The 11,370-nt window shown below is 68.3% G+C and carries 10 protein-coding genes and 1 riboswitch; of the genes, 8 read left to right on the top strand and 2 right to left on the bottom strand.

What is annotated here, in order from left to right; all coding sequences use genetic code 11:
* Positions 1–207 precede the first annotated feature (207 nt).
* From ACCC97_RS27980 to iaaH, 3 genes are all read left to right on the top strand, one after another.
* Complete coding sequence (locus tag ACCC97_RS27980; protein WP_007838712.1) at positions 208–1,455, top strand: glutamate carboxypeptidase; 1,248 nt, start codon at positions 208–210, stop codon at positions 1,453–1,455.
* A gap of 36 nt (positions 1,456–1,491) precedes the next feature.
* A complete protein-coding gene (locus ACCC97_RS27975) occupies positions 1,492–2,622 on the top strand; it encodes an acyl-CoA dehydrogenase family protein (RefSeq protein WP_413336224.1) in 1,131 nt (376 codons plus the stop codon).
* A 90-nt stretch (positions 2,623–2,712) separates the two neighbouring features.
* Positions 2,713–4,233 carry an indoleacetamide hydrolase gene (gene iaaH, locus ACCC97_RS27970; RefSeq protein ID WP_413336222.1) on the top strand — a complete coding sequence of 507 codons (1,521 nt, stop codon included), beginning with the start codon at positions 2,713–2,715 and terminating at the stop codon, positions 4,231–4,233.
* Between the two features lie 10 nt (positions 4,234–4,243).
* On the opposite strand, the gene ACCC97_RS27965 is transcribed toward iaaH, so the two are convergent.
* The gene (locus tag ACCC97_RS27965) at positions 4,244–4,993 is read right to left on the bottom strand and encodes a helix-turn-helix transcriptional regulator (RefSeq protein ID WP_007827799.1); all 750 of its coding nucleotides are present in this window, start codon (positions 4,991–4,993) and stop codon (positions 4,244–4,246) included.
* 340 nt (positions 4,994–5,333) lie between these two features.
* Here ACCC97_RS27965 and ACCC97_RS27960 point away from each other — a divergent pair, with 340 nt between their 5' ends.
* The 4 genes from ACCC97_RS27960 (at position 5,334) to ACCC97_RS27945 (ending at position 8,975) form a co-directional block, all read left to right on the top strand.
* Positions 5,334–5,768 (top strand): YchJ family protein, encoded by a 435-nt coding sequence (locus tag ACCC97_RS27960; RefSeq protein ID WP_007827801.1) that lies wholly within the window; start codon positions 5,334–5,336, stop codon positions 5,766–5,768.
* 26 nt (positions 5,769–5,794) lie between these two features.
* A riboswitch (TPP riboswitch) is annotated at positions 5,795–5,900 on the top strand.
* A gap of 91 nt (positions 5,901–5,991) precedes the next feature.
* The gene (gene thiC, locus ACCC97_RS27955) at positions 5,992–7,878 is read left to right on the top strand and encodes a phosphomethylpyrimidine synthase ThiC (protein WP_413336220.1); all 1,887 of its coding nucleotides are present in this window, start codon (positions 5,992–5,994) and stop codon (positions 7,876–7,878) included.
* Between the two features lie 53 nt (positions 7,879–7,931).
* Positions 7,932–8,624, top strand: coding sequence for an HAD family hydrolase (locus ACCC97_RS27950; protein ID WP_007827811.1), 693 nt, complete (start codon positions 7,932–7,934; stop codon positions 8,622–8,624).
* 21 nt (positions 8,625–8,645) lie between these two features.
* Positions 8,646–8,975 (top strand): thioredoxin family protein, encoded by a 330-nt coding sequence (locus ACCC97_RS27945; protein WP_413336218.1) that lies wholly within the window; start codon positions 8,646–8,648, stop codon positions 8,973–8,975.
* Positions 8,976–8,991: 16 nt separating this feature from the next.
* Here ACCC97_RS27945 and ACCC97_RS27940 read toward each other — a convergent pair whose 3' ends face one another.
* Positions 8,992–10,020, bottom strand: a complete 1,029-nt coding sequence (locus ACCC97_RS27940; RefSeq protein WP_413315552.1) for an AraC family transcriptional regulator — start codon at positions 10,018–10,020, stop codon at positions 8,992–8,994.
* 139 nt (positions 10,021–10,159) lie between these two features.
* Between ACCC97_RS27940 and ACCC97_RS27935 the strand changes: the two genes are divergently transcribed.
* Positions 10,160–11,332, top strand: coding sequence for an isovaleryl-CoA dehydrogenase (locus ACCC97_RS27935; RefSeq protein ID WP_413336216.1), 1,173 nt, complete (start codon positions 10,160–10,162; stop codon positions 11,330–11,332).
* The last annotated feature ends 38 nt before the right edge of the window (positions 11,333–11,370 follow it).

Below are 11,370 nucleotides of genomic sequence, written 5' to 3'. Positions count from 1 at the left end.
GCGCTCGCCGCCACCCACGTCGCGGGCCTGTCCGACGGCAGCGGGGGGGGGCGGCGGGGGGGCCCCCGCGGCCCCCCGGGGGGGCAACCCCCCCCGGGAGAGAAACCCCCGGGGGGGGGCGCCCCCGCCCCCCCCGGGGGGGGGGGGGGGGGGGTGCCGGGCTTTTTCGTTCGGATACTTCAAACAATGCGTAGAGCAGGAGATTTCATGCGCCCATCCATCCACCGTACCGCCATTGCCGCCGTGCTGGCCACCGCTTTCGTGGCGAGCGCCGCCTGGGCGCAGAAGCGCGACAACGTGCTGTTCCAGGCCGCCACCGACGAGCAGCCTGCGGTGATCAAGACGCTGGAAAAGCTCGTCAACATCGAGACCGGCACCGGTGACGCCGAAGGCATCGCCGCCGCCGGCAACTACCTCGAGGGCGAACTCAAGAACCTGGGCTTCACGGTCACGCGCAGCAAGTCGGCCGGCCTCGTGGTGGGCGACAACATCGTCGGCAAGATCAAGGGCCGCGGCGGCAAGAACCTGCTGCTGATGTCGCACATGGACACCGTGTACCTGAAGGGCACGCTCGCGAAGGCGCCGTTCAAGATCGAAGGCGACAAGGCCTACGGCCCCGGCATCGCCGACGACAAGGGCGGCAACGCCGTCATCCTGCACACGCTCAAGCTGCTGAAGGACTACGGCGTGCGCGACTACGGCACCATCACCGTGCTGTTCAACACTGATGAAGAAAAAGGCTCCTTCGGCTCGCGCGACCTGATCCAGGAAGAAGCCAAGCTGGCCGACTACGTGCTCTCCTTCGAGCCCGCCAGTGCCGGCGACGAGAAACTCTCGCTGGGCACCTCGGGCATCGCCTACGTGCAGGTCAACATCACCGGCAAGGCCTCGCATGCGGGAGGCGCGCCCGAGATGGGCGTGAACGCGCTGGTCGAGGCCTCCGACCTCGTGCTGCGCACCATGAACATCGACGACAAGGCGAAGAACCTGCGCTTCAACTGGACCATCGCCAAGGCCGGCAACGTGTCGAACATCATCCCGGCCAGCGCCACGCTGAACGCCGACGTGCGCTATGCGCGCAACGAAGACTTCGACGCCGCCATGAAGACGCTGGAAGAGCGCGCGCAGCAGAAGAAGCTGCCCGAGGCCGACGTCAAGGTGGTCGTCACGCGCGGCCGTCCGGCCTTCAACGCGGGCGAAGGCGGCAAGAAACTGGTCGACAAGGCTGTGGGCTTCTACAAGGAGGCCGGCGGCAACCTCGGCGTGGAAGAGCGCACCGGCGGCGGCACGGACGCGGCCTATGCGGCGCTGTCGGGCAAGCCGGTGATCGAGAGCCTGGGCCTGCCGGGCTTCGGCTACCACAGCGACAAGGCCGAGTACGTGGACATCAGTGCCATTCCGCGCCGCCTGTACATGGCGGCGCGCCTGATCATGGACCTGGGCGCCGGCAAGTAAGCACGACTCGAAAAAAGACGGACAGGAGACAACGCCATGCTGCTCAGCCCCGACCAGGAAGCCATCCGCGACGCGGTGCGCGACTTCTCGCAAGCCGAACTGTGGCCCAACGCCCCGAAGTGGGACCGCGAGCACAGCTTTCCCAAGGAGGCTCACCAAGGCCTTGCGGCACTGGGTGCTTACGGCATCTGCGTACCCGAGGAAGACGGTGGCGCGGGCCTCGACTACCTCACGCTCGCGCTGGTGCTCGAAGAAATCGCGGCCGGCGACGGCGGCACCAGCACCGCCATCAGCGTGACCAACTGCCCCGTCAACGCCATCCTCATGCGCTATGGCAACGCGCAGCAGAAAAAGAAGTGGCTCGAGCCGCTGGCGCAGGGCCGGATGCTCGGCGCCTTCTGCCTTACCGAGCCGCAAGCCGGCAGCGATGCATCGAGCCTGCGCACCACCGCGCGCAAGGACGGCGACGGCTACGTGATCGACGGTGTGAAGCAGTTCATCACCAGCGGCAAGAACGGCCAGGCGGCCATCGTCATCGCGGTGACCGACAAGGGCGCGGGCAAGCGCGGCATGAGCGCTTTCATCGTGCCGACCGACACACCGGGCTACAACGTCGCGCGCCTGGAAGACAAGCTGGGCCAGCACAGCAGCGACACCGCGCAGATCAACTTCGACGGCTGTCGCATTCCGTGCGAGAACCTGATCGGCGCCGAGGGCGAGGGCTACAAGATCGCGCTCGGCGCGCTGGAGGGCGGGCGCATCGGCATTGCCGCGCAGAGCGTGGGCATGGCGCGCAGCGCCTTCGACGTGGCGCTGGCCTATGCCAAGGAGCGCCAGGCCTTTGGCGGCTCGATCTTCGACCAGCAGGCCGTCGGTTTCAGGCTGGCCGAATGCGCCACGCAGCTCGAAGCCGCGCGCCAGCTGATCTGGCATGCCGCCAGCCTGCGCGATGCGGGGCGGCCGTGCCTGAAGGAAGCAGCCATGGCCAAGCTGTTCGCGAGCGAGATGGCCGAGCGCGTATGCAGCGCTGCGATCCAGACGCTGGGCGGCTACGGCTACGTGAACGACTTTCCGCTGGAGCGCATCTACCGCGACGTGCGCGTGTGCCAGATCTACGAAGGTACGTCGGACATCCAGAAGCTGTTGATCCAACGCGCTCTCGCGTGAGCGACGCCGCCTGTCTGTCATCGGTTTGGATGACAGACAGGCGCCCCGCGCCGGCGCACCATGGCTGCCTCTTTCACGGAGTGCCTTGCCATGACTTCTGCCACCCCCGTCTCCCGCGCCGCATGGCTTGCGGCATTGCCGCTCGCCGCTGCGCTCGGCCCCTGCGCCAATGCCCAGCCTGCCGTCCCCGATATCGCCACACTGACCGCGACCGAAGCCGTGCGGCAGTTGTGCGCCGGCACCGTCACCAGCGAGCAATTGGTGTCGGCCTACCTCGCGCAGGCCAAGGCCAAGGCGAACCTCAACGCCTTCGTCACGCTCGACGAAGCCGGCGCCCTGGCAGCCGCGCGCGCCGCCGATGCACTGCGCAAGCGCGGCGGCGCCTGCACGCCGCTGGCCGGGCTGCCGGTGGCCATCAAGGACAACATCCAGGTGCGGGGCCTGCCCGCGACAGCCGGCACGCCCGCGCTCAAGGGTTTCGTGCCGACCGCCGACGCGCCGGTGGTCGCCAGGCTGCGCGCGGCCGGCGCCGTCGTGCTCGGCAAGACGAACATGCACGAGCTGGCCTTCGGCGTCACCGGCTACAACCCCGCGTTCCAGAGCGGCCCCGAGGTGGGCGTGCGCAATGCCTACGACCCGAGCCGCATCGCGGGCGGCTCGTCGTCGGGCAATGGCGCCGCGCTGGGCGCGCGCATGGCGCCGGCCGCGCTGGGCACCGACACGGGCGGGTCGGTGCGCATTCCGTGCGCGTTCAACGGCTGCGCGTCGCTGCGCCCCACGGTGGGGCGCTATCCGCAGCAAGGCATTGCGCCGATCTCGCACACGCGCGACACCGCAGGGCCGATGGCGCAATCGATGGCCGACGTGGCGCTGCTCGACAGCATCATTGCCGGCGGCGCTCCGCTGAAGCCGGCCGATCTGAAGCGGGTGCGGCTCGGCGTGGTGCCCGCCTTCCAGGCCGGCCTCGACACCGACACGCGCGCCGCCACCGACGCCGCTTTCGCGAAACTGCGCGCGGCCGGCGCCACGCTGGTGGACGTGGACATGCCGGGGCTGATGGAGCTCAACGGCGCGGTCGGCTTCCCGCTCGCGCTCTACGAGGCGTACGACGACATGGCGGCCTACCTCGCGAAGTACCGCACGGGCATCGACATCGCGCAGCTCACGGCCGGCATTGCGAGCCCCGACGTCAAGGGGACCTTCGAGGCCTTCGTTGTCCCGCGCAAGCTGCCCGTAGCCAACGGCGTGGTCGACGCCAGGCCGGCCTACGAGCACGCGATGCACGTCGCTCGCCCCGCGCTGCGCAAGCTCTACCGCGACACCTTCGCGAAGCACAGGCTCGATGCGCTGGTGTTCCCGACGGTGCCCGGCGTGGCGCTGGCCGCGGCGCCCGAAGCCAGCAGCCCCGAGAACTTCGGCGCGCTGATCCGGAACACCGACCCCGGCAGCAACGCCGGCATTCCGGGCGTGCAACTGCCCTCCGGCCTTGGCGCCACCAGCGGCCTGCCCGTGGGCCTGGAGCTGGACGGGCCGGCCGGCAGCGACCGCAGGCTGCTGGCCGTGGGCCTCGCGGTGGAAAAAGTACTGGGCCGCCTGCCGGCGCCGAAGTAAGCGCGCCGGGTCAGCGCGCGGGCGGCGCCACCCAGCCTGCCAGCGCCGAGCGGCGCTCGATGCCCAGCTTGTCGAAGATGCGCCGCAGGTAGGTCCGCACGGTCGGCACGCCCACTGCGAGGCGACGCGCGATCTCCTTGTCGGTGAGCCCTTCGCGCACGCAGCGGGCCACTTCCTGCTCGCGTGCGCTGAGCAAAGTCCATGCGGCGGGCGCGGGCACTGCCGCGGCCGAAGCCGCCGCGCGCTGCGCCCGTTGCAGGGCGCCCGCGAACGCCGGCTCGATCAGGTCCAGCAGCGCCTTCTCGTGATCGCCGAAATCGCCGCGGCCCTTGCGGCGCCAGATGCGCAGGTCGCCCAGTGCGCGCCCGCCCTCGAAGGCGTGCAGGTTCATGCCCCAGTGCAGCCCGTCGCGCGCGAGAAAGTCGTTGAAGAAGGGGGTGCGCATCAGTTCGCGCTGCGGCATCACCTCCGTCACGCGCGTGGCGCGGCGGCGCGACTGCAGCACGAAGGTGATCGGGTCGTGGTGCTGATGCCACTGCGCGTAGCGGTCGAGGTTGGCAGGGTCCATGTGCAGCGCCACGCGCGCGCCGAAGTTGCCGCTCCCGGCATCCCACACGAAGGAGGCGAACTGGTCCGCGTGCAGCAGGTCGAGCAGGGCCCGGCCCAGATGCTCGCGAATCTCCCGTTCGCCGTGGTCGTCTTCCGCCAGCAGCGCGAAAACGCCGCGCAGGGCGTGCTGTTCAGTGCCTGTGAGGTACATCGCCGGTTTTCTCGATGGGGTCGTTGCAACGCTAGGGTCTGTCATCAATCAAACGCCCTCGCGCTGGCCCCGCCATGCGGTGGATGTGCGGAGGGCGGCGCTGCCCATGGCCACCCATGGGCAAGCCGGCCGACAAAGCAGACGCCGTATGGCGGGGCCAGCCCGGAGGGAACCCCGCGAGGGCGTTTGATTGATGACAGACCCTAGCGTCCAGCAAGCGCCGCGCCAAGGGTGAATGCCCGCAGGAACCCCGCGCGGCAGCGCAAACGCGCCCGATCGACCGGTTTCGGGGCTTGCCCTGTCGGCACCCGGGCCGCGAGGTGTTCCAATAGCGGTCTCCATGAGCGCCATCGATCCCACCACCGGACCTTGCCCCTGCGGCCGCACCGACCGCCGCGACAAGCCCATCGGCTACGCCCTGTGCTGCGGCCGCTACCTCGACGATTTCCAGAATACGCCCGCGCCCGACGCCGAATCGCTGATGCGCTCGCGCTATTCGGCCTTCGTGCTGGAGCGCGGCGACTACCTGCTCGCCACCTGGCATGCGTCGAAGCGGCCGGCCTCGATCGAGTTCGAGCCGGGCGTCAAATGGCTGGGGCTGGACATCCGCTCGCGCTCGGTGCTCGACGCGGACCATGCCGAGATCGAATTCGTCGCGCGCCAGCGCAGCGCGGCCACGGGCGCCGCCACGCGCCTGCACGAGCGCAGCCGCTTCGTGCGCGAGGACGGGCGCTGGTACTACCTGGACGGCGACCTGCAGCAGCCCCTGGGTTGACGCGCCGGGCGCAGGCCCGCACAATCGGCCCCGCTCCGGGGTGTACGCATGTGGCGTGCTGAGATGGCAAAGCAGCCGACCCGCGAACTTGATCCGGGTCATACCGGCGTAAGAAGAGCTGCACTCCCTGGCTTCGGTCCGTCACTCCCCCTTCCGTGACGGGTTTCTCCAAAGCCCACCGAGCGATTGCGGAGCACCCTTTCCTCAACAAGGAGTGCCTGCCATGAATGCCCCCGACAAGTTCACCTCGCTGCTTTCGCTCACGCGCGAGCCCTTTCCCGCGTCGCACAAGTGCCTGATCTCGGGCAGCCGGCCCGACCTGAACGTGCCCGTGCGCGACGTGCTGCTGACCAACGGCGAGACCGTATCGCTCTACGACACCTCCGGCCCGTACACCGATGCCAAGGTCGAGATCGACGTGCGCCGCGGCCTGCCTGGCGTGCGCGATGCATGGATCGCCGAGCGCAACGACACCGAGATCTACGAAGGCCGTTCGCACCAGGCGCTCGACGAAGGCCTGAAGCATGCGCATGACCACGACGCCCAGCGCCTGGCCGAACTGCGCGCCGGAGCTTCCGCATTGCAGCGCACGCCGCGCCGCGCCAAGTCGGGTGCCAATGTCACGCAGATGCACTACGCGCGCCGCGGCATCGTCACGCTCGAGATGGAATACGTGGCATTGCGCGAGAACGGCAAGCGCGAGTGGATGGCCGAATACCTCGCCAACGAGGCGCGCGCGAAGCGCGTGGCCGGCAACCCGATGGGCGCGCAGATTCCGCGCATCATCACGCCCGAGTTCGTGCGCGACGAGGTGGCGCGCGGCCGCGCCATCATTCCGGCCAACATCAACCACCCCGAAGTCGAGCCGATGGCCATCGGCCGCAACTTCAAGGTCAAGATCAACGCCAACATCGGCAACTCCGCCGTCACGTCGAGCATCGAGGAAGAGGTCGAGAAGCTCGTGTGGGCGATCCGCTGGGGCGCCGACAACGTGATGGATCTTTCGACCGGCAAGAACATCCACACCACGCGCGACTGGATCGTGCGCAACTCGCCGGTGCCCATCGGCACCGTGCCGATCTACCAGGCGCTCGAGAAGGTGGGCGGCGTGGCCGAGGACCTGACCTGGGAGATCTTCCGCGACACGCTGATCGAGCAGGCGGAGCAGGGCATCGACTACTTCACCATCCACGCGGGCGTGCGGCTGCCATTCATCCACCTGACGGCCGACCGCATGACCGGCATCGTCTCGCGCGGCGGTTCGATCATGGCCAAGTGGTGCATCGCGCACCACAAGGAGAGCTTCCTGTACGAGCGCTTCGAGGACATCTGCGACATCATGAAGGCGTACGACGTGAGCTTCTCGCTGGGCGACGGCCTGCGGCCGGGCTCGGGCGCCGATGCCAACGACGAAGCGCAGTTCGCCGAGCTGCGCACGCTGGGCGAGCTCACGCAGGTCGCATGGAAGCACGACGTGCAGACCATGATCGAAGGCCCGGGCCACGTGCCGATGCACATGATCCAGGCCAACATGGACGAGCAGATCAAGCATTGCCACGAGGCGCCGTTCTATACGCTCGGCCCGCTGACCATCGACATCGCGCCGGGCTACGACCACATCTCGAGCGCCATCGGCGCCGCGATGATCGGCTGGGCCGGCACCGCGATGCTTTGCTACGTGACGCCCAAGGAACACCTGGGCCTGCCCGACCGCGACGACGTGAAGCAGGGGATCATTGCGTACAAGATCGCCGCGCATGCGGCCGACGTGGCAAAGGGCCATCCGGGCGCACGCTCGCGCGACGACGCGCTGAGCAAGGCGCGCTTCGAGTTCCGCTGGCAGGACCAGTTCAACCTGGGCCTCGATCCGGACACGGCGCGCGAATTCCATGACGAGACGCTGCCGAAGGACTCCAGCAAGGTCGCTCACTTCTGCTCGATGTGCGGCCCGAAGTTCTGCTCGATGAAGATCACGCAGGAGGTCCGAGAGTACGCCGCGAAGAAGGGCGTGGCCGAGGCCGAGGCCCTGGCCGACGGGATGGAGCAGAAGTCCAGGGAATTCATGGCGGGCGGGGGCGAAATCTACATCCCGATCAAGCCGGCGGCCTGAGCGCGCCCGGGGTCGTTGCTACCATGGGGAACTCCCCCGAACCCTGCAGCGCAATGACCCTCTTCCCCTTCTCCGCAGTTCTCTTCGACTGCGACGGCGTTCTCGTCGATTCCGAACCCATCACCAACCGCGTGCTCGCCGAAATGCTCGGCGAACTCGGTTGGCACATCACCACCGAAGAGTCGATGAACACCTTCACCGGCAAGGCCGTGAAGGACGAAGCCGCCCTCATCGAATCGAAGACGGGCTTCGCCATCACCGCCGAGTGGCTGAAGGCGTTCCGGGCGCGCCGCAACGAAGCCCTCGAACGCACTCTCACGGCGATACCCAACGCCCCTGCGGCCATCCGGGACATCCATGCAAGGCTCAAGGGCCGCATTGCCTGTGCCTCGGGTGCCGACCGCCACAAGGTCGAGCTGCAGCTGGCCAAGGTCGGCCTGCTCGACTGTTTCGAGGGCCGCATCTTCAGCGGCCACGAGATGCCGCGCTCCAAGCCGCATCCCGATGTCTACCTCGCCGCCGCTGAAGCCCTCGGGGTCGATCCGAAGCGCTGCGCCATCGTCGAAGACACCGTCACCGGTGCGATGGCGGGCGTGGCCGCCGGTGCCACGGTGTTCGGCTACAGCACGGGCGAATCGGGCCACAGCGGCCCCGGCCCGTTGCTGAGCGTGGGCGCGGTCAAGGTGTTCAGCGACATGGCCGAACTGCCGGCGCTGCTTTCGGGCTATGGCCTGCAGGCGGCCTGAGTTTCTGGTGGAATGAAGGGCATGAATTCCGAATACAAGACCGAGCAGCCCGATCGCAGCGAAATCGATGCACTCAGCGGCCCCGCCGTGGTCGAGTTCGGCACCAACTGGTGCGGCATCTGCAAGGCCGCGCAGCCGAACATCGCCGAGGCCTTTGCCAAGTACCCGGGCGTGCGCCGCATCAAGGTGGAAGACGGAAGCGGCCGCCCGCTGGGCCGCTCGTTCAACGTGCGGCTCTGGCCCACGCTGGTGTTCATGCGTGACGGCAAGGAAGTCGCGAAGCTGGTGCGTCCGGAAGACAGCCAGTCGATTGCCGACGCGCTCGCGCTGATCGACGCCCCGGCCACCTGAGCACGGCAGGGGCCGCCTACAGCCCCTGCTGCCGGAAGTCGCGCGGCGCGTGCCCTGTCCATTGCAGGAATGCGCGCGAAAAACTCTTCTCGTTGCGAAACCCCACCGCCAGCGCCACCTGCTTGATGGGGCGCGTCGTGCGCCGCAACTGTTCCACGGCGACCTCGTGGCGCACCTCGTTCTTGAGCACCTGCAGCGACGTGCCTTCCTCGTGCAGCTGCCGGTGCAGCGTGCGGCTCGACACGTTGAGCAGCGCAGCCAGCGCCTCGGCCGTGGTGGCCTCGCTCGCACGCGAACGCAGCAGCTCGCGCACGCGCTGGCCCAGCAGGCGGTCGCGCCGGTACTGCAGGATGGTCAGTGGCAGCGCCCGCTTGAGCATGGTGCGCAGCGCGCGTTCGTCGCGCTGCAGCGGCAGGGCGAGGTAGCGTTCGTCGAAGCTGATGCCGGCCTTGGGCGCGTCGAAGCGAACCTCGGGCGTGAACATCGGCGCGTAGGCGTCGCGGTGCGGCGGCGCGGCAAATGGAAAGGTCGCGCTGCGCAGCGAGATGCGCGAGTCGATGGCCCAGCACATGTAGCCGTGCATGAAGCGCAGGCTGGTCACGAGGCAGAACTCGCGGAAGGCATCGTCGAGCGGGCGGTTCTCGGTGATGCGCAAGGTGGCCACGCCGCCCGCCACCTCGAGCGCCAGGCCGATGTCCTCGGTCAGCAGCCGGTGGTGGCGGCACCAGCGCTTGATGGCCACGCCCAGGTCGGGCGAGGTCAGCGAGGCACGGCACAGCATGCCGTAGCTGCCCCAGGGCAGGCGCCGCGAGAACCAGCCCAGCGCCTCGTCGTCGAGCTCCTGCATGGCATGGCCCGACAGCGCCTCGAACTGCGCGGCCGTGACCCGCGCGCCCGGGCGGGCCAGATCGCGCGGCGTGATCTGTGCCGCTTTCAGGGCCTCGGCCGGGTCTTTGCCGTAGCGCTCGTAGCCCTGCACGATGGCTCGCACGAAGGCCATCGGCGTGACGGCGCGGGCAGGTCTCAGGAAGGACGGGGACGACATGGATATGCGGATCGGGCGTGGCGCAATTTGCAACCATTGTGGCGCCAATTGCGAAACAGCGAGGCGTAAGCTGCGATCTTTCGCAAGCGCCATCCAGCGCGGGTAGCACTGCGCAGACCCTTCAGAGGAGACAAGACACATGCACGATCCCGGCCTGAACTTCGACCTGGGCGAGGACATCGACTCGCTGCGCAGCGCGATCCAGGACTTCGCCGCCCACGAGATCGCACCCCGCGCCGCCGCCATCGACCGCGACAACCTGTTCCCGCACGACCTCTGGCAGAAGCTCGGCGAGCTCGGCCTGCACGGCATGACGGTGAAGGAAGAGTACGGCGGCACCGAGCTGGGCTACCTGGCGCACATCGTGGCCATGGAAGAAGTCTCGCGCGCCTCGGCTTCGGTGGGCCTGTCGTACGGCGCGCACTCCAACCTGTGCGTGAACCAGATCCACCGCAACGGCAGCGAGGCGCAGAAGAAAAAGTACCTGCCCAAGCTGGTGAGCGGCGAGCACGTCGGCGCGCTGGCCATGAGCGAGCCCAACGCCGGCTCCGACGTGGTGAGCATGAAGCTCAAGGCCGAGAAGAAAAACGGCTACTACGTGCTCAACGGCGGCAAGATGTGGATCACCAACGGCGGCGACGCCGACACGCTGGTCATCTACGCCAAGACCGAACCCGAGATGGGCGCGCGCGGCATGACGGCCTTCATCGTCGAAAAGAACTTCAAAGGTTTTTCGGCCGGCACCAAGCTCGACAAGCTCGGCATGCGCGGCTCCAACACCTTCCCGCTGTTCTTCGACAACTGCGAAGTGCCCGAAGAGAACGTGCTCGGCGGCGAAGGCATGGGCGCGAAGGTGCTGATGAGCGGCCTCGACTACGAACGCGCCGTGCTCTCGGGCGGCCCGCTGGGCATCATGGCGGCGTGCATGGACGCGGTGCTGCCTTTCATCCACGAGCGCAAGCAGTTCGGCCAGAGCATCGGCGAGTTCCAGCTCATGCAGGGCAAGCTGGCCGACATGTACTCGACCTGGCAGGCCACGCGCGCCTACGTGTACGCCGTGGGCAAGGCCTGCGACCGCAACGACCATGCGCGCACCTTCCGCAAGGACGCGGCCGGCGCCATCCTGTACTCGGCCGAGAAGGCCACGTGGATGGCCGGCGAGGCGATCCAGGCGCTGGGCGGCGTGGGATACACGAAGGAGTTTCCGGTGGAACGGCTGTGGCGCGATGCCAAGCTGTACGAGATCGGGGCCGGCACCAGCGAGATCCGACGCATGCTGATCGGGCGCGAGCTGTTTTCGGAAACGGCCTAGGATGTTTTTCTCCCTCCCACTCTGGGGGAGGGCGGGGG

Origin of the sequence: Variovorax sp. Varisp85, from assembly GCF_047304045.1 — a bacterium.
In the GTDB taxonomy this organism is placed as follows: Bacteria; Pseudomonadota; Gammaproteobacteria; order Burkholderiales; family Burkholderiaceae_C; genus Variovorax.
Note: the sequence above shows the minus strand (reverse complement) of the source record. Positions and strands in the feature narration are given on the sequence as shown.

Excerpts from the sequence above, each read along its gene's own strand:
- ACCC97_RS27980 (WP_007838712.1), top strand. The coding sequence starts at position 208 with ATGCGCCCATCCATCCACCGTACCGCCATTGCCGCCGTGCTGGCCACC.
- ACCC97_RS27975 (WP_413336224.1), top strand. The coding sequence starts at position 1,492 with ATGCTGCTCAGCCCCGACCAGGAAGCCATCCGCGACGCGGTGCGCGAC.
- thiC (WP_413336220.1), top strand. The coding sequence starts at position 5,992 with ATGAATGCCCCCGACAAGTTCACCTCGCTGCTTTCGCTCACGCGCGAG.
- ACCC97_RS27945 (WP_413336218.1), top strand. The coding sequence starts at position 8,646 with ATGAATTCCGAATACAAGACCGAGCAGCCCGATCGCAGCGAAATCGAT.
- ACCC97_RS27940 (WP_413315552.1), bottom strand. The coding sequence starts at position 10,020 with ATGTCGTCCCCGTCCTTCCTGAGACCTGCCCGCGCCGTCACGCCGATG.
- ACCC97_RS27950 (WP_007827811.1), top strand. The coding sequence starts at position 7,932 with ATGACCCTCTTCCCCTTCTCCGCAGTTCTCTTCGACTGCGACGGCGTT.
- ACCC97_RS27965 (WP_007827799.1), bottom strand. The coding sequence starts at position 4,993 with ATGTACCTCACAGGCACTGAACAGCACGCCCTGCGCGGCGTTTTCGCG.
- ACCC97_RS27960 (WP_007827801.1), top strand. The coding sequence starts at position 5,334 with ATGAGCGCCATCGATCCCACCACCGGACCTTGCCCCTGCGGCCGCACC.
- iaaH (WP_413336222.1), top strand. The coding sequence starts at position 2,713 with ATGACTTCTGCCACCCCCGTCTCCCGCGCCGCATGGCTTGCGGCATTG.
- ACCC97_RS27935 (WP_413336216.1), top strand. The coding sequence starts at position 10,160 with ATGCACGATCCCGGCCTGAACTTCGACCTGGGCGAGGACATCGACTCG.